This window comes from Oceanobacillus senegalensis, from assembly GCF_900176885.1.
GTDB classification, from domain to species: domain Bacteria; phylum Bacillota; class Bacilli; order Bacillales; family Amphibacillaceae; genus Oceanobacillus; species Oceanobacillus senegalensis.
This window is the reverse complement of sequence record NZ_LT839648.1, coordinates 2,127,740-2,150,459: the sequence shown is the minus strand read 5'-3', so window position 1 is coordinate 2,150,459 and position 22,720 is coordinate 2,127,740. Positions and strand designations below refer to the sequence as shown.

The following is a 22,720-nucleotide window of genomic DNA, read 5'->3' as shown; positions in this document are numbered from 1 at the left end:
TTTTAGCAATTACTGCATCCTTTAGTCATTATTAAATACGCTGATTGCTGGTAGACATGTTATATGGCAGAAGCAATCTAGGTCAACAGTGATGCATATTCCAGTTGCTAGAAGATTGTGTGTTGATTGGTCTGTAGGGTCTTTCATTTCATTGTACCCACATGTTTCCCCATCTTTTAGTAATAGTTCTAAAACCGCACAATTATCGTCATCAACGGATTTAACACGGAAAATGAAGCTTGATACAATGTGGCCAATACCGAATCTACCGTTATCAACTTCTCTTTCTGCTCCGAAACCTTTGAATGGTTTGCAGTCCCCTTTACAATATAAAATCACTGGTACTGTATCTAAGCCATTAGAAGGCTCTGATTCACCTAATAAATCAGCAATTGATTGTTCACAACTAGTATCACAGCAATTTTCTACGATATCATTTTGTGCATCCACGATATCCTTTAAAATATCTGCAACACAATTACCTGTATTAAAGTCTTTTCCACAACCCATGATTTATGTCTCCTTTCATAACTTAGGTTAACTTTCCCTATTAGAATATGTTAGACCACAGTGTTGGTGTGGGCATTTATCAATGTTTCACTAGAAAATACCCATTTCTTCCTCGAGTACGACTTGAATTGAAGTTCTAAGTTTCGTCTTGAGTCTGCGCTTCATAAACTATGGTAAAGTCTGTTGAAAGGAAATGAGTATGAAGGAAAAGGACAAAGAATTACAGGAAAATTTGCGGATTATTGAAAAGCATTTAGAAAAAAATGAAAAGTGGTTTCAACGACCAGAAAAGAAGATGAAGATATTTGAAAAAAATGCTACAACATGGAATAAGGAATTTTTAGAGAACATTAGAGATATCGAGAAAGTAATGAAGGATTTAGAGAAAATGTTTGATGAATAGAGAAAATTTTGATATTAATAGAGGAAAGGATAAACTTTATAATAGAACGTAAAAAAGACTAAAGAAAAATGCAGTAAATTAGGGGGGAGCTGGGATAGGGTATATAATGCCAATAAATCATTACCTACACAGTTATCAGCAAATGCGAGTACGAGCAAATAAGCAAGCAAAACCAGTCCACAAACCATTCAAGGTAGTATTAGATAGAAAGCATCAGAATGTTAAGAAACAATATGAACGACTAAATGGGAGAATGTCTTTATCTGCAGAAAAATCAACACTGGAGTCTGGATTTAGGAAAGATAATTTATTTTCATACAACCATTTAAATGGGATATTATTCGATATCCCATTTTTGATGGTTGCGGTTAATGAACGGTAATACAAATAAATCCTGTCCTTTATTATATTCCACATAAAAAACTTCTTCTATTTTATCAAAGCCTTGTTCTCTTAACTGTTCGAAAAGCCATTCTTCTGTAAGGTTTTTCTCTTTCAAGTTATCATAAATAATTTCACCATCGTTCACAAGTGTGATGGGGAGGGTCACATCCTGAGGGGCCAACTTCATATCTTTTCTTGTTGGTGTTTGATAATCAGATTTTTTCATAATGGATAGTGATCCGTTCGCTTCTAATATACCGAATTCGACTTCTTGAATGGAGAAAACGTCTTTCATTCGTAATAGTTGTTGGAGCTGATTGACATCAAGTTTATTTTTTTCCATCGTATCTCGAATGAGTTTTCCATTATGAATCACTATGGAAGGGAAACCTTCAATAAGGTGGCGTGTTCGTTTTACTTTCTGCGTAATAATTTCCGAGGTATACATTAAAGTTCCGTATATGAGAACAACAAAGCCAATTTTTAAGATTCCAGCATTTTCATCAAATAAGGCATTCCCTACAAGTTCCCCAAGTAATAGTGCGGAGATAAAATCAAATGGTGTAATTTGTGAGATTTGTGTTTTTCCTAGTATTTTTGTAATAATGAACAGGCAAAAAAAACCAAATATGGTCTCAACAAAGATAGATAAGTAATCATTCATTTTTGTATCCCCTTATAAAACGAATTTATTATTTAGTCTATCCATAGGGCGAAAAGCAATACAATAAGTAACTTTATTTGAAAGTTAAAAAGCGTCACAACTGTGTGACGCTTGTACTTAAAATTCTTTAATCATAGTGATGTGTGGGATTCCTGCATCCATAAATTCTCTAGAAACTGTTTCATACCCAAGCTTCTTATAGAAGTCCTCTGCGTGGATTTGGGCATTAAGTTTAGATTTTTTATATCCTTTTTCTTTAATAACATCCTCCATCGCAAGAATCAACTGTTTTCCATAGGACTTTCCTCGATAATCCTTCAGGACGCAAATTCTTTCCAATTTTCCATATTCCTCAACAAATCGCAGTCGACTTGCCGCTATCGCCTGATTATCTTCATAACCAATAAAGTGGGTAGCTACTTTGTCATATTCATCCAGTTCTTCTTCAGCTGGAACCTTTTGTTCATTTACAAACACGACCATTCGTACGTGATAGGCATCTTCTAATTCTTCTTGTGTTTCTACAATTTTTACGTTCATACCTTTTCCTTTCCAAAGACAAATGTTTCATGTACTGTCCACGAATTATTATCTAATTGATACAGTAATTGAAAACGGTCAATTTTATCCTCAAATTTAAATTTACTCATTTTTAATGTTCCAAATACATCGGAATATTCATCGTCTGCTAATTGTTGTGCAATCGTAATATGTGGTACAAATGCATGTTTAGAGTTATTCTCAAATTTTCCTTCATGCATTTTTTGTTGCAAATCAATAAGATCTTGAATGGGTTCGATTTTAAAATAAATCGTATTCGTAACAGGGGCAAATGTACTCACTTTGTTGATATTAATAGTAAAAGGTTTCGTATCATTTGCAATATGTTTTAATTCTGTTATTAGTTCCCCTAGCTGATCTTCATCTGTATGGAATGATTCCTTTAATGTTATGTGTGGTGGAATTAAAGAATAGTGCGGATCATATCGCTTTCGGTATGAATTAGCCTCATCTTGTATAGACTTAGAAGGAAAAATTGCAATACCATATTTCATTTACATAACCTCCTACTGAATTTTAGAATCTCTCTTTTACATTTAGTATAACAAAAAAATCTAATATGTTTCGGAAAACATGGATGTTAATGTTCTAGGCATCTCCTTTTGCCAATACTTCCAAGTATGGTTGCCATCTTCTAATTCATGATACGTATAGCTTGCACCTTTGTTAGTTAGAAGTTGATTCAACTTGCGACTTGGTGTTAATAAGTCTTCCACTTTTCCATCTGAAAGCGTGGCATTATCCTCTTTAGTACCAATGGTATGATAAATATCAATGGAAGATAAATCGACTTTCGTTTCTTTTACTAAGTTTAACATTACCTCATCAATATAAGGGGAGTGCATAATAACCTTGCCGAAAGTATTCGGATATCTCAGTGCGGTTGCTAATGCAAATGAACCAGCAAGTGAATCACCCATAATTGCTCTAGTTTTCCCAAGAAGTAATGTTGGAATAATCTCATCTATTAAAGGAATCACTTCATTCACTACGAATTTCGTGTATGCTTCATACTGTTCCCCACTTGGATGATACTTTTTTCTTCGATCCTGCCTATCCTTATAATGAATACCGATAAAGACAGTATTCGTAATTTCTTCTGATTCGTGTAGTCTATCACTAAATGTTGCAATTCTCCCCATCTGGAAATAATCATTTCCATCTTGCATAAGACAAATATTGTACTTATAAAGCGGAGAGAAGCTTTCTGGTTTATAAATCTTGATTTGCTTCGTTTCATTTAAATACGAACTGTTGATTTCTTTATTAATCATCGTACCTTTTCGTCCCATAGTTATCCCCCAAGTTAAATAAGAATTCGCTAAATTATTTTATCTTATGTTTTAGCATATCATGTCTATTTCGAACAATCTAATTTGCTGTATTCATTAGTTGTTTTCTGTATAACTGATAATACAGACCTTGTTGTTGGATAAGCTCGTGATGGTTTCCTTGTTCGATGATGTTACCGTGTTCAAGCATAATAATTTTATCTGCTTCTTGTATCGTGTTTAAACGATGGGCAATGACAAAGCTAGTACAATTCTTCATGAGTCGCTTTAAGGCATCTTGAATTTTTATCTCTGTAATGGTATCGATATTACTAGTTGCCTCATCTAGAATAAGTATGGTGGGCTTTTTAATGATTGCTCGAGCGATTGTCAGAAGCTGTTTTTGCCCCTGAGAAATCCCAGCACCTTCTTGATCCAGTACAGTATCATAGCCGTCTTTTAAACTGGAAATAAAATCATGGGCGTTAGCATTTTTTGCAGCTTGTATAATTTCCTCCTCCGTAGCATCTAGTTTTCCATAACGAATATTTTCCCGAATGGTTCCTTGAAATAAAAAGGAATCCTGTAATACAAACGCAATCTGCCTTCGTAAGCTAGATCGTTTAATGTTCTTGATATCCGTACCATCTAAAGTGATTTTTCCATTATCATAGTTGTAGAATCTTGAAATTAGGTTGATAATCGTAGTTTTACCGGCTCCTGTATGACCAACAAATGCAATCGTTTCACCAGGATTTGCCTGAAAACTAATATCTACTAGAATCGGTGTATTTTCATATGCGAAAGATACATGATCAAAAACCACCTGACCTTGTACGGAATGGATGGCTGTTGTTTGTATTTCATCACTTTCTTCAATTGTTTCATCTAAAACCTGGAAGACACGCTCTGCTCCAGCAATCGCAGATAGAAGCATATTAAATTGATTTGACAATTCATTTAAAGGTCTAGTAAATTGTCTCGCATATTCTGTGAAAATTACAATTACCCCAACTGTAACTAAACCTGTATTAATCGATAAGATTCCACCAAGGAAGGCGATGAAACCAAAACTTAAAAAATTTAATGCATTCATAACCTTTGGTGTAAAGCCTGCAATTGTTTGTGCCCAAAATCCAGTGTTTTTTAGACTGTTGTTACGGTATTCAAATTCCTGGATCACACGTTCTTCTTGTGAGTAGGTTTTAACGACATGTTGTCCAGAAATAATTTCCTCAACATATCCATTTATTTCACCAATGTCTCGTTGCTGCATTTTATATAACCGACCTGTTCGTTTGGTTATCCATCTCATAGCTAAGAACATCAAAGGGATAATGACCATTGTAACCATGGTTAAAATAGGACTTAAAGTTAGCATGACAATCACGGTCCCAATTAAGGTTAAGACACTGGAAAATATTTGAATAACGGATGTATTTAGCACCATATTGATATTATCTATGTCGTTTGTTAGTCGACTCATAAGATCTCCATGCTGGCGTTTATCAAAGTAGGAGATAGGGAGACGATGGAACTGTTTGAATAAGCTCCCACGTAAATCTTTGACTGTGTTTTGTGCAACACCAATCATCCAATAGTTTTGTAAGAACATGGATAAGGAATGAAAAAGATAAATCGTGACCAATCCGATTAAAAGATAAGCAAGTCCAGAAACTTCTCTTGTAACAATAAAGTCATCAATGGCCATCCCTACCATATAAGGTCCAAGCAATGTAAGTCCAGAAGTTAATGTTACCATCAATATAACAAGTAATAATTTTCCTTTTTCTCTTGCAAGGTACGACCAAATCCGGATTAACGTACCTCTCATATCTTTAGCACGTTTTTTATTTACTGGATCAATGGTGTCAAGTGGAATCTTTTTATGTTGGAAGGGTGCTTTTATTTCATTACTAGACATGTGCATACTCCTTCCCAAACTGTGATTTAATAATTTGCCGATACAAATTTGAGTGTTGCAAAAGTTCATTATGGGTCCCGATATCCTGTATCTTTCCTTCGTCAAGAAGTAAAATTTGATCCGCATCCATAGCTGTAGAGATTTTCTGTGTGATAATAAATAATGTGCAATGGTAAGATTTTATAGCATCTAATAGATTGGATTCTGTTTCCAAATCAAGTGCACTCGTACTATCATCAAGCATAAGGATTTTTGGTTTACGTATAAGGGCTCGAGCGATAGAAATTCTTTGTTTTTGTCCACCAGATAAATTGACTCCTTTTTGACCAACTTTGGTGTTATATTGGTCTGGCAATTCCATGATTGTCTCATGGATCTGAGCGTTTTTGGCTGCTTGGATGACCTCCTCCATGGAAGCCTCCTTTTTTCCCCAGGCGATATTATTGGAAATGGTCCCTGAAAAAAGCAATGGTGTCTGTGGAACATAACCAATTCCATTTCTTAGATTTGTATATGGGTAGGACTGAATGGGATAATTATCAATATAAATTTCACCACTTGTTGTATCGTATAATCTTGGCATTAATTGAAAGAGTGAAGTTTTACCTGAACCCGTCGCACCAATGATAGATAATTTTTCTCCAGCTCGTACCGTAAAAGATAACTCATCTAAAGCCTTCTCTTGAGTATCTGGATATTGAAAGGATACATGCCGATATTCTACCTTTCCGTTTGCAATCATGATTGATTGTTCTGCTTTGTCGGTAGACTTTATACTAACGGATAACACTTCATTTACTCTTTCGGAGGAAGCTTTTGTCCGAGATATAGCCATAATAATAAAGGAGAACATCGAAATCATCATCGAAACACGTAGAGCATAATTGATAATTGTAACAACTTCACCAACATTTGTATTTCCTGCAAAAATTTGAGTATTTCCAAACCATATAATAAAGACAAGACTAAGATTCATAATGAAAAATAAAACAGGGGTAGATGCTTCAACAAAGCGAAATGTATTTTTTGTTGAATTTGCTAAATCGTTATTTGCCTTTTCAAAGCGTTCTTCTTCAAAGTTTCTCCGTGTAAAAGCTTTAATAAGTCTCATCCCTGTTAGATTCTCTTGCATCACTCGATTAACACCGTCAACATTTTCTTGTACCTTTTTAAACATTTTACCAGCAAATGTAAAGACAACAAATAATAAGAAAAGAAGTAATGGGACAGATACGAAGAAAATTAGTGCTAATCTAGCATTTACGACAAAGGCCATGGTAATCCCGCCTATAACCATTAATGGGGCTTTGGCAGCGATTCGAAGCCCCATAAAAACCATGTTTTGTATTTGCCTGATATCATTCGTGAAGCGAGTGATAAGGCTAGAGGTAGGATATTGATTTAAATTTTTATAGGAAAAATCTTGTATTTTTTCGAAAAGCTTTTGTCGTAGGTCATATCCGAATGAAAAACTTACATGAGAGGAATAAAATGAATTTAGAATCCCTATTATAAATGAGAGGAAGGCAAGTCCGATCATCAAGCTTCCCCACTTCATAATTCCTTCTAAATCTTGATTCATTACCCCTTCATTTATCATCAGTCCAAGGAAATAAGGGAGAAGTAGCTCAATACCTATTTCCATGAACATGAATAATAATGCAAGGGTTGCAGATATTTTATATGGCTTTATAAATGTTAAGATATTTCTCACATTATGACTCCTTCAATATTAAAAGAATATGGTTTTTATAAATAAGGTCTTCTAAAGATATGTGATATTATTTGGATATTTTTAGTGAATTTTCCTACTATTATAATCTTAGCTAAGTTTTTTATCCAGTTTTTTATTTTTGTTTATTGTAGGTTAAGTTTATGAAATAGTATTATTCATATTCCGTTTGATGCAATTTAATAGTAGTGGATTCCTATTCTAATCAGTTGTAAATAAGTAATTTAATTATGTTGGGGGTATAGTATGGATATGGTTTTAATTACATGCAGGTCAGGGCGAAGACAAGATTGAACTTATGGAACACTTAAAGGTAGCACTAAGAATTCATAGACCGGTTATAAGCTAGGTTTCCCCATCTTTTTGTCTAAAACCGTACGTTAACTGAGATTCCTTCATTTATATACGTGAAATTGAGGAGAAAACTTTGACATATACCATAAAATAAGGTACATTATTTTATGGACGAACGTTCCTTAGGTAATTGGAATGAAATATTCGTATTTTAGGAGTGTTTTCATGGAAAATGTATTTGATTATGAAGATATACAATTGATTCCCGCAAAATGCGTGGTTAAAAGTCGTTCAGAGTGTGATACAAAAGTAACATTGGGTGAACGTACATTCAAAATGCCAGTCGTTCCTGCTAATATGCAGACAATTATAGATGAAAAGATAGCATTATATTTAGCTGAAAACGGATATTTTTACATTATGCATCGATTTGAACCAGAAAAACGAATCGATTTTATAAAAGATATGAATGCGCGTGGATTATATTCATCCATTAGTGTTGGCGTGAAAGAAGAAGAATATCGCTTCATCGAACAATTAGTGGATGAAAAACTTATTCCTGATTATATTACAATTGACATCGCACACGGTCATTCTGATGCGGTAATAAGTATGATTAAGCATATAAAAGAACATGTACCGGAAAGTTTTGTAATAGCAGGGAATGTTGGAACACCAGAAGCGGTTAGAGAATTAGAAAATGCAGGTGCTGATGCAACAAAAGTAGGTATTGGACCTGGAAAGGTATGTATTACTAAAATTAAAACTGGATTTGGTACAGGTGGATGGCAATTAGCTGCATTAAGATGGTGTGCTAAAGCAGCAAGCAAACCGATTATTGCTGATGGTGGAATTCGTACACATGGTGATATTGCAAAATCCATTCGTTTTGGGGCAACGATGGTTATGATTGGTTCTCTATTTGCAGGTCATGAAGAATCTCCAGGTGAAACAGTTGAAAAAGATGGTAAACTATATAAGGAATACTTTGGTTCAGCTTCTGAGTTCCAAAAAGGAGAAAAGAAAAACGTCGAAGGTAAGAAAATGTATGTAGATTACAAGGGCTCTCTACAAGAAACGTTAACGGAGATGGAACAAGATTTACAGTCTTCCATTTCATATGCTGGTGGAAGAGAATTGAATGCCATTCGCAATGTTGATTATGTTGTTGTAAAAAATTCTATTTTTAATGGTGATAAGGTTTATTAGAGAAAAAGGGTATCCCGATTTTATGGGATACCCTTTTTGATTATTTTATTTTGGAAACATAGATTTGAAGTGGTCATCCATTTGGAAGTTCCCGTTTCGATAATCTCAGGTTACAGGTTGATATCCGTCGCTTTCTAGTTGATATATGCTCTGCTTTGGTTGATATTCTCTTCTATGGTTGAAATAGATAAAAATAATCGGCCGGTTTTGTCTGGTTTCTTTTCTTTATCATGTAAATCGATGTACGAAACGTTCATCATATCCAAGCCGTTCGGAAGCATCCTTCCCAGCTTCTATCACTTTTCTTCCTATCTCAGGAATTTTATAATCCTTCATTCGTTGGATGGGGCCAACAACGGTAATGGCAGAAACCACCTTTCCAGTATGATCTCGTATGGGGGCGGCTACTGACCTTGTTCCTATCGTTAATTCCTCTGTGCTAACAGAGTATCCCTTTTGACGGATGACTTCCAGTTCGTTTCGTAATTCGTCTGGATTAGTGATACTGTTTTGTGTATGGGCAACCAATCCGTTCTCTATCACTTTATCGACAGTGTCATCTTCTGAATAAGCAAGAAGGACTTTTCCGGAGCTTGTGCTATAAGAAGGATTTCTTCTACCAACATGGGTAAGGATACGCACCGGGTGATGACATTCTTCTTTATGAATATAAATGGTATCTAGTCCATCCATGATAGCTAAATGAGCGGTTTCCCCAGTATCATTTACTAGTTTGTTTAGGACCGGTGCGGCCTCTGTATGGATTTCCAAATTATTAGTAACAATTCCTCCTAATGTAAGTACGGATAATCCTAAACGGTACTCATTTGTTTTTTTATCTTTAATGACAAACCCTTCACTAGCTAGTGTTGATAGAAGTCTACTAACCGTACTTTTTGCTAAACCTAATGATTCGGAAAGCTCACTAACCTTTTTGGAAGGTTCAAATGTTGAAAAACTTTTTAAGATTCTTAGTGAGTTTCTAACAGATGACAGAATTTGTGGTGATTTTTTATTTTTCGACATGGTACCACCTCGTAAAAAAAATATGTTCTATATAAAGGAACGTTAGATAAATAGAATTTGTATAGCTATATATATAATGTATACGATTTTGGTAACGCTTGCAACGAAATAATTCAAAAATAATTTAAAAATTTCTATAAATTGTTCCGCATAGAGGAACAACGCTCTTTTATAAATTTTTTGTCGTTCCTATAATAGAATTGTAACTTAAAAGATACTAAGAAATAAATTTAAGTTATGAAGAGAATTTTTAAAGAAATGTATCTCGAAAGCGATGAATACGCTTTCGGAAATGAAATACTTAAGGAGGAATTTAGTATGCAAACAACAGAAACTAAAAGTAAAGTAAAGCCAATTAATTGTTCACATTATATCAATGGAAAATATGTACCTTCTACAAATGGGAAAACTTTTGAGAATGTAAATCCGGCAACAGAAGAGGTACTAGGGACGGTAGCAGAAGGTGGAAAAGAAGAAGTAGATGAGGCAGTGAAGGCCGCAAAAAAAGCGTTAAAAGGCGAATGGGCAAATATGCCAGTACGAAAACGCTCTGCAATTCTTCGTAAAATTGGTGATCTAATTTTAGAAAGACAAGATGAGTTAGCAGCACTTGAAACACTTGATACAGGAAAACCATTATGGTTATCAACAAGTGTAGATACTGATCGCGCTGCATATAACTTTCATTTCTTCGCTGATTACATGACAACAGTTGGAAATGAATCCTATCAACAGGATGACATTGCGATTCACTATGCGGTAAGACGCCCAACTGGTGTGGTTGGTTTAATCAATCCATGGAATCTTCCGTTATTACTTATGACATGGAAGTTAGCTCCAGCTCTTGCAGCAGGAAATACAGTAGTTATGAAGCCATCTGAAGTAACACCTATGACAGCAACGATATTAGCAGAAATTTGTACAGAGGCAGGCGTACCGGATGGGGTAGTTAACATGGTTCATGGTTTTGGTGAAACAGGTGCAGCCATTACGTCCCATGAGGATGTGGATGCTGTTGCATTTACAGGTGAAACGATTACAGGTAGTGCGATTATGAAATCTGCAGCACCAACCTTGAAGAAATTATCCTTTGAACTAGGTGGAAAGAACCCTAATGTTATATTTGCAGATGCCAACTTAGATGATACGATTGCAACCACTTTGAAATCTAGCTTTATCAACCAAGGAGAAGTTTGCTTATGTGGTTCAAGAATTTATGTAGAGCGATCCATTTATGATGAATTCCTTGATAAATTCGTTGCAAAAACGAAGGAATTAAAAGTAGGGGATCCATTTAATGAAGATACAAATGTCGGCGCATTAGTTAGTGAGGAACACTATAATAAAGTACTTAGCTACTTAGATATTGCGAAAGAAGAAGGTGGTACCTTCTTAACAGGTGGAAAAACGGCAGATAACATGGACAAAGGATTCTACGTTGAGCCAACAATAATCACTGGCTTAGGAAAAGATTCAAGATGTGTACGTGAAGAAATTTTTGGTCCGGTTGTTACGGTTATACCTTTTGATACAGAAGAAGAAGTAATGGAGCAAGTGAATGATACGCATTATGGTTTAAGTGCAAGTGTATGGTCAAGTGATATTAAGCGTGCAACTCGTGTTGCGAGTCAAATTGAAGCAGGTATGGTTTGGATTAACACTTGGTTCTTACGCGACCTTCGTACACCATTTGGTGGAATGAAACACAGTGGAATAGGAAGAGAAGGTGGAGCACATAGCTTTGACTTCTACTCTGAACTAACCAATATAACTGTCAAGCTTTAAAAAGAGAGATAAGAAGGCTATGAAATAAATAATAGATTGACGTATTTGGGAGGAGAAACATGGATAAAGGTTTAATTAAAGAACTAGCAAATTATGTACACCAGGCAGAAAAAGATAAACGAGAAATTACCAAAATTACATCTGAGTTATATCCTGATCTTTCCATTGATGATGCTTATTTAGTTCAAGAAGAGCTAATTCAACAAAAATTGGAAGAAGGACATAAAATTATTGGGCCAAAAATGGGAATCACTAGTGAAGCAAAAATGAAACAGATGAATGTAGATGACCCAATATATGGATATGTATTTGACTATATGATAGAGAAGGAAAACGACTCGATTTCCGTATCAGACTATATTCATCCTAAAGTAGAACCTGAAATTGGTTTTATTCTATCACGAGATCTGGAAGGACCGAATATTACAGCATTAGATGTTCTTGCTGCAACAGAATATGTATTCCCAGCTATTGAAATTATTGATAGTCGGTATGAAAACTTTAATTTCACATTACCAGACGTTATTGCGGATAATACCTCTGCTGCGGGAGCTGTTTTTGGTAAAACTATAAGAAGACCAGAATCACTAGAACTAGATGTAGTTGGTGTGACATTAAGCGTAAATGGAGAGATAAGGTCACTAGGAGCTGGTGCTGCTGTATTAAGTCATCCTGCTAATTCAGTTGCTAGACTTGCTAATATGTTAAGTAAAAAAGGACAAAAAGTTAAAGCTGGCCAACCCATTATGACAGGCGGAATAACAGCAGCAGTACGCATTGAGTCAGGTGATTTCATAAATGTGAAGTACGGTGGCTTAGGAAACGTTTCCTTCTCTGTAAAAGAATAGTAGATTCATGTAGAAAATGCGGCTTACTTAAAGATATGCACAGCCGTATTTTCTACAAAAAGGCATAGAGATTTTATAAAGGAGTGAAAGATTATGCCATTAGTACAAATTCAAATTATGGAAGGTAGATCACAGGAAAAAATTAATAATTTGATGAAAAATGTGACGGATACTGTTAGTGAGTCATTAGATGCACCGAAAGAAAATGTACGTGTTATTGTAAACGAGGTGCCAAAAACCCACTGGGGTATTGCGGGGAAAAGTGCCAAAGAACTAGGTAGATAAATAATAGGGTGAAAACTACTAGAAATTTTGTTAGAAAAAAATATAAACAGTTGCATATAGAGGAACTGTAGTCTTCCCTTTGCTATAAGTTCCTCTATAATAAAAATTAAGAATTATTACTTAACTTTTATGAAACGAAACGATTATACATATTTTTTTAATAATCAATGGAAGCGTTATCATAAAGGTTAAATTCAAAATTAAAATGGGGGGGGATTTTAAATGGAAAATGAATTGAAAAGATTTGATGTTGCGCAGTTAGCTCATGTGGAGTTATTTACTCCAAACCCAGATGGAACCCTATGGTTTTTTAAGGAAATACTAGGAATGACAGAAGTAGCCAGAGAAGGTCAATCTGTTTATCTACGGTCCTATGAAGATTTCTATCATCATTCTTTAAAGGTAACAGAAAGAAATGAACCTGGATTGGGTCATGTCAGTTGGAGAGCAAGCTCTAAAAATGCTCTAGAACGTCGTGTGAAAGATTTGGAAAAATCTGGTGCTGGCCAAGGTTGGATTGATGGCGACCTTGGTCATGGTGCAGCATACCAATTTATAACCCCGGATAATCATCAGATGGAAATTCTTTGGGATGTAGATTATTACCAAGCTCCGGACAGTGAAATAACACAACTAAAAAACCGTCCACAAAAACGTCCAAACAAAGGTGTACCTGTACGTCGTATTGATCATGTTAATTTGATGTCAAGTAATGTAACAAATAACAAGAACTTTCTGATGAATGAACTTGGATTTAATTTAAGGGAACATGTTGTAAAAAATGATGGTTCAGAAATTGGTGCATGGTTAAGTGTTAGTCCATTGGTTCACGAAATTGCTTTTATGGGTGACCAATCCACTTCAGAAAAGGGGTTAGGAAAACTTCATCATCTTGCATTTTGGTATGGGTTCCCACAACATTTACATGATTTATCCGAATTATTAACGGAAAATGGAATTGAAATTGAAGCAGGACCATTAAAGCATGGTGTATCACAAGCTATGTGTATGTATGTCTTTGAACCGGGTGGAAACCGTATAGAATTATTCGGGGACTCCGGATACCTTATTTTTGATCCAGATTGGAAACCAGTAACATGGACAGAAGAAGAAGTAGAAAAAGCGATTATTTTCTATGGTGCACCACTACCAGATACTTACTTTAAGTATGGAACACCGCAAGTAAAATCACCGGTAACTACAAAATAAACGCTATAATAGATGACCTAATAAAGACCCCATCCTCCCTCTATAGGTGGGGTCTTTTCAGTATTTACTTGTTTGCATGTAATCTGATAGTGACTTATATATAATACCTTTTTTTCGTTTGTATACGTAATTTGCTCTATAAATTAGTAAGTTAATGCTCTTTTATTTTGCTTCTCCCATATCTGATAAAACTTCTCTTTTTTCATTTTAACATCCTTCTTTGCTGTCCATGGGTCATTATAGAAGTAGAATTGTTCATCATAACCAGTTATTGTTATTGCGTGAACGGTAAAACGATGCATAGGTGAGACAAGGACGACAATTGGTTTTCCATTAGATAAGTGCTTTTCTAATTCATTACCGTCTGTTCCTGTTAAATTTACACTACTCCCACAATAGCGTTTAACTAATTCTACTAACGCAGTAGGGTAAATGGTCCAACCATCCGGTGTAAATGGATCTCCAACATAACCTAGGTCTGGATCTTTGGAAGCTCTTGGCATTTCATTTGCCAATGTTATTTTATCAACTGAAACTCCTTTATATTGTAGCATCATGGTAACAGCAGTAATTTCACAACCAGTCGGAAGCTCCGGAAGTTGTCCAATTACTGGCACATTTAATTGTATCATTGGTTTTCCTCCCATGAGTGAACTTTCACTTTTCTATCATATTAACATAATTATGGAAGAGTTATTAATAGAGTATATGTTTGTCTTCCATCAATTTAAACAACTTCTATATAGCCTAATTTAAAAGGATTTGGACAATTGTCTATAACGATATGGTCTAAAATACATATAGTAATTGTGTAAATGCTAGGAGGTGTTATCAAAATGAGCGAAGCATTTGCAGGGAAAGGATACGGTGAAGGCTTTGCCTTAATCGTTGTATTGTTCATTCTTTTAATTATTGTAGGTTCTGCATACGTCGGATTTGGTTATTAATCAAAATATAAACGTAAGGAGTGTTATTATGGGATTCGGTTTTGGACATTGCGGTGGAGGCTATGGTTACGGCGGTTACGGCTACGGTTCAGGAGGATATGGTACTGATAGCTTTGTCTTAATTGTAGTATTATTCATCCTTCTAATTATTGTTGGCGCAGCTTGGATGTAGTAGGAATATAAAGTAAACGAATAAGTGTGAGACAACAGGCGATGAAACCTCCAAATGCTCGGTCATTCACCTATACCCACACCTGTTGGTCCTCCTCAAATATATTTTTTGAAATAGGGTAACCAAATAAGGTTGCCCTTTTGGTGTAGTTTAGAAAAATATTAATTATCGCGGGTTAAGGGGCAGGAATATCGCATCCCAAAATGGAGGAAAAACGAATCATTTTAGTGGGGGATAAAACCCCCCGCGCTGATTGAAGCTTCACTTTATTCGCAACGACTAAAAATGTTTTTTATTTTGGGAATGACGCCTATTTCATTTTTCTTGTTTTTCCATAGGCTATAGTGAAGAAGAATTTAGATGACCAACTGTAGGTGAATGATTACAGTTTAAAGATAGTAATACTCCGTGAAATAGAGGATTCATTTTTGAAGAAAAGGAGAATGTTAAATGCATGGATTTGGGAAAAACATACCTATGAACTATGGAATTCCTCAAAGGTCTGCCCCTGGTTTTGGGATAACACCTCTAACAGCAGGACTTATTGGAGCGGGATTAGGTTTTATAGGTGGGGAGTTGTTTGATCAACATCATCATTATCCTATTTACGGCCCAGGATTTGGAGGTTTTTATGGTCCAGGGTTTGGCGGATACGGTCCGGGATTTTATCCTGGTGCTGGTTACGGAGGATATGGCCCAGGTTACGGACATCATGGATACCCTGGGGGTTATGGTTATCCGTATTATAGAAACAATGGATTCTGATTGATGTTTTTGGAAAAATCTAAAATGTCAAGACTGGGGCTACCCGGTAATTGAAAAAAGTGGTACTTCCAATAAGTTGGTAAGTACCACTAAAGTTGTATTCTATTCTACTATCTGGTCCATCAGTGATTGTATTCTTCCCAATAAGCGACTTTTAATTGTATCGGTAATATCCATTTCATTCAATGTTTCCTTCATGTGTCCCATCCATATTTCTGCTCTTTCTGGGGTTGTTTTAAATGGATGTCTTTTAATCACTTGATTTTTATCTTCCCCATCCTGTGAAAATTCCTCGGAAATGAGACGTGCAATAAATGTTCTCTGCCTTTCTTTTAGCACTTCAATATCCACTCCACGTTCTTTAAACATGGAACGATAATACGGTTCCTTTGTTAATTTCTCATAAAAGCGTTCGATAATTTTGTCTATGGTATCTTGTGTAATTGTTTCGGACATATAGAAAATCTCCTTTGCCATTTTTATTATTTATAACTTTATTATAGTAATAAATTAGGATGACTTTAGTGAGAAATGTCACAGTTTGAGATTTTTTTAAAAATAAAACAGGTATTAAATGTCTTGAATGTCTATTCCTCTCCTTTTTTATTCCATTTTCGTTTTATTCCCCCAATTAAGAGAACAAGGAATGTAACTGAAATAAGAAGGGCAATGGGAGGTATACCTTTATGTTCAACAAAATGTTGCACTATTCCTTCCTTTAATATCATTTCTCCAGCAGTCCATGCAAGCAGTCCTGAGCCAAAAAAAATGATAACTGGATACTTTTTGATTAGTTTTAGAATGAGCTCACTAGCAGTTAATATAATAGGAATACTTAGAACGATTCCCGTTATAATTAAAAGAACATTATTCTCAGCAACTGCAGCAATGGCTAGTACATTGTCCAAGCTCATTAGCACATCTGCAAAGATAATGATTGAAACAGCCTCTTGTAGCGAATCGCCACTTTTTATATGATCTGTTTCATGATTGTCTACTAATAATTTGTAAGCAACAACAAGTAGTAACACGCCACCAACTAACTCGATAAATGGCATTTTTAGAAGATGAATCATTAAAAAAGTGAAAAGTATTCTTAATCCAATAGCACCGAAAGTTCCCCAGCGAATAGCTCTTGCTTGCAGGTCTATTGATAAATTTCGGCTTGCCATAGCAATGACTAGAGCGTTATCGCCACTAAGTAAGATATTAATGAGTAAAATTTCTAGTATAGGCTGTAAAATTTCCAAAAAAGCTTCCTCCTTACCGTATGTGGACATATTTTAATGTTGAATGGAGCAAGGGCTTGTCTTAAGGAATGGTATTTAGCAAAGACTCTTCACCATTTTTATGAAAGAAATAAAGGAGAAAGAACATATTTACTTAAAAAGATAAATGAAATCCTTCTGTTGTAATAGAATAAAAGAAATAGAAAAGCTAGAATTTCCTCCATATAAATATCATATTATTATTAGTGATCAGAAAATATATATTGAAGGAGTTAGTATGAGTAATCTAATCAAAATGCAGTTCCGGATGACAAGAGATAGCTTATTTAAGGAAATCGAGGGATTGAGGGAAAGTCTTGATGTGCAGCCAAGAGGATTCAATAATACGATTCATTGGCATGTGGGTCATATATTGGTTGTTACAGAGAAGTTTTTATTTCCGGAAAATGGAAAACTACCAACAAAATATAAAGAGCTATTTGATACAGGGTCAAAACCTTCTGAATGGGAATGGGAAGTACCAGCAATGGAGTCACTTGTTCAGCAATTGAAGGATCAACAAAATCGAATAATGGAGATACCAGACGAACGATTTGCTGATAAAATGCCTGAACCTGTATTCGGTGTTAACACGTATGGAGAAGTGGTATCTATCATTGCTCACCATGAATCTCATCATTCTGGACAAATTCATGCGATGAAGCGACTAGTTGAATAAATTATAATCTTATGACGAACAGTTTCTTTCCATAGATTTTGAGAGGGACTGTTTTTTTAACTCTCCTAATAGAAATCTAATTCTTTTAATAGTGAGGACGTGTGGATTAGCATAAAAGGACTAATCCAATCATAACCATACAAGGAGAATGAAAAAAGATGAAAAAGGGGGGAGTATTCGTTGAGAAAGAAATGGTTAGGGGGTTTATTATTTGCATTCATCTTAATGGTGTTAGTAGCTTGTTCGGGTGGGTCTGATTCATCAAATAGCGACCAAAACTCTGGAGAAGATTCAAGTAGTAATTCTACAGAAACCATTACCATTCAAGCCGCACACGTTGTCTCTCAGGATGCAACACAACATGACATGTATTTGAAATTTAAAGAGCTTGTAGAGGAAAAGTCAGACGGAAGAATAGTCGTTGATGTTTATCCTGATGGCCAATTGGGTGGAGAAAGAGAAATGGTAGAAAACACACAGGCAGGAAATATACAAATTACCTCACCATCTGTTGGAGTACTTTCAAACTTTTCATCTGCACTAGAAGTTTTTGATTTTCCATTTATATTTAAAGATAGAGAAGCGGTTTATCAAGTCTTTGATGGCTCAGTAGGTGCGGAACTATTAGCTGGTTTAGAGGAAAGTGGCCTGATTGGGCTAGGTTATAGTGAAAATGGTTGGAGACATTTGTCCAATACGAAAGAGGAAATTGTAACTCCAGATCAAGTGGAAGGGTTAAAACTACGTACAATGGAAGTACCAATGCATATTGAATTTTGGAAAGAGCTTGGTGCAAATCCAACACCTATGGCTTTCACTGAGGTGTTTACAGGATTATCTTCTGGTGTTGTAGAAGGAGTGGAAAATCCATTTCAACTTATTTATACCGGAAAATTCCATGAACCTAGTAACTATATCACTACGACTGGACACATTTTTGATCCTGAGATTCTAGTAATTAATAAAGAATTTTTTGAAGGATTGTCCGAAGAAAATCAAGAAATTATCCAAACTTCCGCAAATGAAGCAATCCAACATCTAAGAGATCTTAATAAAGATTTAGATGATGAACTAAGAGAGAAGCTTATTGATGAAGGAGCAATTATTACCGATTTATCTGATGAAGAGCATAATGCATGGGTGGAAGCTTCCATACCATTTTATGAGAAATTTACCGACGAAGTAGATAAAGAAATGTTAATCAATATATTAGAAGCTGCTGGAAATGAGAAAATCCTGAATGCTATAAGTGAATAGATGTATAGCCAGGATTTAGTGTCTAGCTAAGGCATTACTTCCTGGCTATTTAAATTTCTTAAAAGGAGGAGGTTCCTATTAGACTTTATAAACATTTGGATGAACATATTGAAACGTATCTGGCATCCATATTAATCGTATTTTTTTCGTTTCTTGTTATTATTCAGGTTATTATGCGTTATGTTTTTGATAGTCCATTGACATGGTCAGAGGAGTTATCACGATATGCCTTTGTCTGGTTTGTTTATGTAAGTGCAAGTTATGCAGTGCGGTATCAACGCCATGTTAAATTTAATATCTTAGTCCATTTAACTCGAAAGTTTTCAACCTTCGCATCGCTTTTTGTATGCTTTATTGCACTTTTATTTTGGATTAGTTTTTTAATCTACCTTGATTATTACAGTGTTCAATTAATTATTGATCAGTACCATACACATCAATTATCCCCTGCGAATCAAATTCCGATGTACCTTATCTATATTGGATTACCTCTAGGTTCCTTTCTTATGACATTTAGAGTTGTGCAGCATATTGTAAACATCCTGAAAGATATGAAAAATAACATCCCAAAATCAAATCAATAATATTGGAGGTGAGGGTAGTTGGGTACTCTCATATTATTTGGTAGTTTTATTTTACTAATGATTCTTAGTGTGCCAATCGCATTCGCTTTAGGAATAGCATCTATTCTTACCTTATTTGTTACAGAAAGAATGCCAATTGAATACATTGCACAGGGAATGTTTTCGACCGTTGATTCCTATGCATTAATGGCGGTTCCTTTATTTGTATTTGCAGGAATTTTAATGGAACACGGAGGAATGTCAAGAAGACTTATAGATTTTGCTAAATCGTTTGTCGGTCATTTTACTGGTGGGCTGGCAGGGGTCGCTATTGTGGCTTGTACTATTTTTGCGGCATTAAGCGGATCTGGTCCTGCGACTGTAGCGGCTATTGGGGGTATTATGATTCCTGCGATGGTGAAGGAAAAATATGATACTGGGTTTAGTTCAGGAGTTGTAGCTTCTGCTGGTACACTCGGTATTATTATTCCACCAAGTATTCCGTTGATTATTTATGGAATAACGACAAATACGTCTATTGGAGATTTATTTATTGCAGGTGTTATACCCGGTATCATCATAGCAGCATTGCTTTGGACTATTAGCTATTTTATTTCGAAAAAAAGAAATTTTGTTGGTTCTGGAGAGAAGGCAAGCTGGAAGAAAAGATGGAGATACTTTAATGATGCAAAATGGACGCTTCTTATGCCTGTAGTTGTACTTGGAGGTATTTATGGCGGGGTATTTACTCCAACAGAAGCTGCAGGTGTAGCAGTTGGATATAGTGCATTATTAGGTATATTTGTCTACCGGGAAATAAAGTGGGTTAAGGTACCGGATATTTTTAAACAGACAATCTTAATCTCAGGAATTATACTCATCATTGTAGCAACTGCATCAATCTATGGACGTATTCTAACAGTGGAAAAAGTTCCTTCGTCAATTGCAAACTATTTAATAGCACTGCCTGTTGAATCATGGGTAATTATTAGTCTTATCGTTATTTTACTTATATTTATCGGTATGTTTATGGAAACATTAGCAGGGATTCTCCTATTGGCACCTATATTACTTCCGGTTGTCACAGAACTTGGAATGGACCCCGTACATTTTGGGATTGTCATGATCTTAGCTGCAGAAATTGGCTTTTTAACTCCACCTGTTGGAGACAATTTAAATGTGGCAAGCGCTATCAGTGGATTATCTTTGGAACAGGTTGCTAAATCTACTCTTCCATTTACTATTACGTTAATTATAATACTATTTATCTTTGCATTTGTACCTAGTATTGTTATGTTTTTGCCGAATTTGTTAGGTGGTTAGTCTATGATTTATTTGAAGACCCCCCAATCATTTGGCGATTGGGGGTTCTTCATGTTTAAAAATTAACTCAATATAGTAAAATGTTGACAAGAAGTTAAAAAACGATTATATTTATATTAATTGCTATTCATTTTATACGATTCCGTAGCTCAGCTGGGAGAGCACTACCTTGACAGGGTAGGGGTCGTTGGTTCGAGTCCAATCGGAATCACTAACTAAAAGAGCGTTAGTCCTTTGTTTAATGAAGGATTAACGCTTTTTTATTGGCTCTAAAATATATGTTGGGGTTTTAATAAAATTTAAGCATAAAAAAACACGCAAGCTCCTATATCCTTTAAACTTGAATTGACGAGAAACAAGTGGATAGGAGTTGCGTGTATATGTATTTTAACATGAAATTACCTGGATTAGAAGAAATGAAAATAACGAAAACAGAGGAGATAGAGGGATCCTTTCATATTCATGTTCAGTTGCCAAAAAAACCTCATAAATGCCCTTCTTGTGGGGAGATAACAGAGCGTATTCATGATTATCGAGTGCAAAAAATTCAGCATTTAAAATTGTTTGAACGTAGAACCTATATTTTTTATCGTAAGCGTCGTTATAGGTGTGAGTGTGGAAAGAGGTTTGTAGAAAACAATAATATTGTCTATCGTTATCAGCGACATACGGTGGAATGGAATCAGGCGTTAGGTTTTCGAGTGATAAAGGGGAAGAATTTCAAGGATACTGCTGCCCAATTTCATACGTCATCCAATACAGCTATGCGACGTTTTGATAACGTATCAGCTGGTAAATTACGTGAGGTTAAAGCTCTGCCACGGGTAATAGCGATCGATGAATATAAGGGCGATACAAATAAAGGTAAATATCAAACCATTATCGGTAATGGTGAGACAGGTGAGCCTTTGGATATTCTTCCTGATCGGTCCGTAAAAACGGTGAAAAAGTATCTACAGGAAAAGGGAGAAAAAGTAGAAATAGTCATTATGGATATGAGTCATAGCTTTAAATCAGCTGTTCAACAAGCATTGGGGAATCCTATTATTATAGCGGATCGATTTCATTTCTGTCGTTATATTTATTGGGCACTCGAACGTGTGCGAAGACGAGTTCAAAAAGAATTCCACCCTTATGATCGTAAAAAGTGCAAGCGAATGAAGCATGTATTTTATAAGCATTATGAAGCCCTTAGCGCAAAACAACATTGGTACTTAGAAAGATATTTAGGGTTATCAGAAGATTTGAGAACAGCTTATGGGTTAAAAGAATCTTATCGAACTTGGTTTGAAGAAGCAAAGAAAATAGGAAAAGATAATATGAAAGAGGTTAAAGAAGGGCTGTATCAGTTTTATACGCAAGTAAAAGATGCGGGTTTAGAGGAATTTGAAAAAGCGATACAGACGCTACAAAATTGGCAACCTGAAATATTGAACAGCTTTGCCTTTGGGTATAGTAATGGGTTTATTGAAGGATTGAATAATCAAACAAAGGTTATCAAGAGAAATGCCTTTGGATTCAAGAGATATGATCGATTGAGATTAAGGGTATTATTACACCATCAATTTAAATCCGTAGCCAATTCAATAGGTTAAAGGGGTAGGAGCTAATAGCCCCACCCCAACATTTGACTTAGAACCA

26 protein-coding genes and 1 tRNA gene are annotated in these 22,720 nt (G+C 35.4%); 16 read left to right on the top strand and 11 right to left on the bottom strand.

Translation table 11 applies throughout. From position 1 onward, the window contains the following. Positions 1–21: 21 nt before the first annotated feature. Positions 22–510: a CotY/CotZ family spore coat protein gene (locus CAO17_RS10450; RefSeq protein WP_085992701.1), complete on the bottom strand. Its 489-nt coding sequence runs from the start codon at positions 508–510 to the stop codon at positions 22–24. 199 nt (positions 511–709) lie between these two features. Between CAO17_RS10450 and CAO17_RS10445 the strand changes: the two genes are divergently transcribed. Together CAO17_RS10445 and CAO17_RS20720 are read left to right on the top strand one after the other, a co-directional pair. Next, positions 710–913: a hypothetical protein gene (locus CAO17_RS10445; protein ID WP_085992700.1), complete on the top strand. Its 204-nt coding sequence runs from the start codon at positions 710–712 to the stop codon at positions 911–913. 106 nt (positions 914–1,019) lie between these two features. After that, positions 1,020–1,295 (top strand): hypothetical protein, encoded by a 276-nt coding sequence (locus CAO17_RS20720; protein ID WP_143833745.1) that lies wholly within the window; start codon positions 1,020–1,022, stop codon positions 1,293–1,295. Here the strand turns inward: CAO17_RS20720 and CAO17_RS10440 are convergent. The 6 genes from CAO17_RS10440 to CAO17_RS10415 form a co-directional block, all read right to left on the bottom strand. Next, positions 1,251–1,961, bottom strand: a complete 711-nt coding sequence (locus tag CAO17_RS10440) for a DUF421 domain-containing protein (RefSeq protein WP_085992699.1) — start codon at positions 1,959–1,961, stop codon at positions 1,251–1,253. The genes CAO17_RS20720 and CAO17_RS10440 overlap by 45 nt on opposite strands. A 117-nt stretch (positions 1,962–2,078) precedes the next feature. Beyond that, the gene (locus CAO17_RS10435; RefSeq protein ID WP_085992698.1) at positions 2,079–2,501 is read right to left on the bottom strand and encodes a GNAT family N-acetyltransferase; all 423 of its coding nucleotides are present in this window, start codon (positions 2,499–2,501) and stop codon (positions 2,079–2,081) included. Then, the gene (locus CAO17_RS10430) at positions 2,498–3,016 is read right to left on the bottom strand and encodes a YjcG family protein (RefSeq protein WP_085992697.1); all 519 of its coding nucleotides are present in this window, start codon (positions 3,014–3,016) and stop codon (positions 2,498–2,500) included. Before CAO17_RS10430 ends, CAO17_RS10435 begins: the two co-directional genes overlap by 4 nt. Positions 3,017–3,076: 60 nt before the next feature. Further along, a complete protein-coding gene (locus CAO17_RS10425; protein WP_085992696.1) occupies positions 3,077–3,814 on the bottom strand; it encodes an alpha/beta hydrolase in 738 nt (245 codons plus the stop codon). A gap of 79 nt (positions 3,815–3,893) precedes the next feature. Further along, the gene (locus CAO17_RS10420) at positions 3,894–5,717 is read right to left on the bottom strand and encodes an ABC transporter ATP-binding protein (protein WP_085992695.1); all 1,824 of its coding nucleotides are present in this window, start codon (positions 5,715–5,717) and stop codon (positions 3,894–3,896) included. After that, a complete protein-coding gene (locus tag CAO17_RS10415; RefSeq protein WP_085992694.1) occupies positions 5,710–7,431 on the bottom strand; it encodes an ABC transporter ATP-binding protein in 1,722 nt (573 codons plus the stop codon). The genes CAO17_RS10420 and CAO17_RS10415 overlap by 8 nt, the downstream gene beginning before the upstream one ends. Positions 7,432–7,968: 537 nt before the next feature. Here CAO17_RS10415 and guaC point away from each other — a divergent pair. Beyond that, entirely contained in the window at positions 7,969–8,952 is a 984-nt protein-coding gene (guaC, locus tag CAO17_RS10410) for a GMP reductase (protein WP_085992693.1), read from the top strand. Between the two features lie 228 nt (positions 8,953–9,180). Here guaC and CAO17_RS10405 read toward each other — a convergent pair whose 3' ends face one another. After that, positions 9,181–9,978 carry an IclR family transcriptional regulator gene (locus CAO17_RS10405; protein WP_085992692.1) on the bottom strand — a complete coding sequence of 266 codons (798 nt, stop codon included), beginning with the start codon at positions 9,976–9,978 and terminating at the stop codon, positions 9,181–9,183. 318 nt (positions 9,979–10,296) lie between these two features. Here CAO17_RS10405 and CAO17_RS10400 point away from each other — a divergent pair, with 318 nt between their 5' ends. The 4 genes from CAO17_RS10400 (at position 10,297) to CAO17_RS10385 (ending at position 14,105) form a co-directional block, all read left to right on the top strand. Next, a complete protein-coding gene (locus tag CAO17_RS10400; RefSeq protein ID WP_085992691.1) occupies positions 10,297–11,763 on the top strand; it encodes an aldehyde dehydrogenase in 1,467 nt (488 codons plus the stop codon). Positions 11,764–11,822: 59 nt separating this feature from the next. Next, entirely contained in the window at positions 11,823–12,611 is a 789-nt protein-coding gene (locus CAO17_RS10395; RefSeq protein ID WP_085992690.1) for a 2-keto-4-pentenoate hydratase, read from the top strand. A 93-nt stretch (positions 12,612–12,704) separates the two neighbouring features. After that, positions 12,705–12,896, top strand: a complete 192-nt coding sequence (locus CAO17_RS10390) for a 4-oxalocrotonate tautomerase (RefSeq protein ID WP_085992689.1) — start codon at positions 12,705–12,707, stop codon at positions 12,894–12,896. Between the two features lie 222 nt (positions 12,897–13,118). After that, entirely contained in the window at positions 13,119–14,105 is a 987-nt protein-coding gene (locus tag CAO17_RS10385) for a catechol 2,3-dioxygenase (RefSeq protein WP_085992688.1), read from the top strand. Positions 14,106–14,248: 143 nt separating this feature from the next. On the opposite strand, the gene CAO17_RS10380 is transcribed toward CAO17_RS10385, so the two are convergent. Continuing rightward, positions 14,249–14,737, bottom strand: coding sequence for a C39 family peptidase (locus CAO17_RS10380; protein ID WP_218775555.1), 489 nt, complete (start codon positions 14,735–14,737; stop codon positions 14,249–14,251). Positions 14,738–14,941: 204 nt separating this feature from the next. Here CAO17_RS10380 and CAO17_RS10375 point away from each other — a divergent pair, with 204 nt between their 5' ends. From CAO17_RS10375 to CAO17_RS10365, 3 genes are all read left to right on the top strand, one after another. Then, the gene (locus CAO17_RS10375) at positions 14,942–15,052 is read left to right on the top strand and encodes a YjcZ family sporulation protein (protein WP_085992687.1); all 111 of its coding nucleotides are present in this window, start codon (positions 14,942–14,944) and stop codon (positions 15,050–15,052) included. A gap of 28 nt (positions 15,053–15,080) precedes the next feature. Further along, complete coding sequence (locus tag CAO17_RS10370) at positions 15,081–15,224, top strand: YjcZ family sporulation protein (RefSeq protein WP_143833744.1); 144 nt, start codon at positions 15,081–15,083, stop codon at positions 15,222–15,224. A gap of 450 nt (positions 15,225–15,674) precedes the next feature. Then, positions 15,675–15,989, top strand: coding sequence for a hypothetical protein (locus CAO17_RS10365; protein WP_245831821.1), 315 nt, complete (start codon positions 15,675–15,677; stop codon positions 15,987–15,989). 102 nt (positions 15,990–16,091) lie between these two features. On the opposite strand, the gene CAO17_RS10360 is transcribed toward CAO17_RS10365, so the two are convergent. Further along, on the bottom strand, positions 16,092–16,445 hold the full coding sequence (locus tag CAO17_RS10360) for a truncated hemoglobin (RefSeq protein ID WP_179151932.1): 354 nt from the start codon (positions 16,443–16,445) through the stop codon (positions 16,092–16,094). 131 nt (positions 16,446–16,576) lie between these two features. Next, positions 16,577–17,239 carry a YjbE family putative metal transport protein gene (locus CAO17_RS10355; RefSeq protein ID WP_085992685.1) on the bottom strand — a complete coding sequence of 221 codons (663 nt, stop codon included), beginning with the start codon at positions 17,237–17,239 and terminating at the stop codon, positions 16,577–16,579. Between the two features lie 256 nt (positions 17,240–17,495). Between CAO17_RS10355 and CAO17_RS10350 the strand changes: the two genes are divergently transcribed. The 6 genes from CAO17_RS10350 (at position 17,496) to CAO17_RS10325 (ending at position 22,674) form a co-directional block, all read left to right on the top strand. Continuing rightward, positions 17,496–17,936 (top strand): DinB family protein, encoded by a 441-nt coding sequence (locus CAO17_RS10350; RefSeq protein WP_085994453.1) that lies wholly within the window; start codon positions 17,496–17,498, stop codon positions 17,934–17,936. A gap of 180 nt (positions 17,937–18,116) precedes the next feature. After that, entirely contained in the window at positions 18,117–19,193 is a 1,077-nt protein-coding gene (locus CAO17_RS10345) for a TRAP transporter substrate-binding protein (protein WP_085992684.1), read from the top strand. Between the two features lie 95 nt (positions 19,194–19,288). Next, on the top strand, positions 19,289–19,777 hold the full coding sequence (locus CAO17_RS10340; protein ID WP_085992683.1) for a TRAP transporter small permease: 489 nt from the start codon (positions 19,289–19,291) through the stop codon (positions 19,775–19,777). Between the two features lie 18 nt (positions 19,778–19,795). Next, on the top strand, positions 19,796–21,079 hold the full coding sequence (locus CAO17_RS10335; RefSeq protein ID WP_085992682.1) for a TRAP transporter large permease: 1,284 nt from the start codon (positions 19,796–19,798) through the stop codon (positions 21,077–21,079). Between the two features lie 138 nt (positions 21,080–21,217). Further along, a tRNA-Val gene (locus tag CAO17_RS10330) sits at positions 21,218–21,290 on the top strand. Positions 21,291–21,453: 163 nt separating this feature from the next. Further along, complete coding sequence (locus tag CAO17_RS10325) at positions 21,454–22,674, top strand: ISL3 family transposase (protein ID WP_085991018.1); 1,221 nt, start codon at positions 21,454–21,456, stop codon at positions 22,672–22,674. Positions 22,675–22,720: the final 46 nt, after the last annotated feature.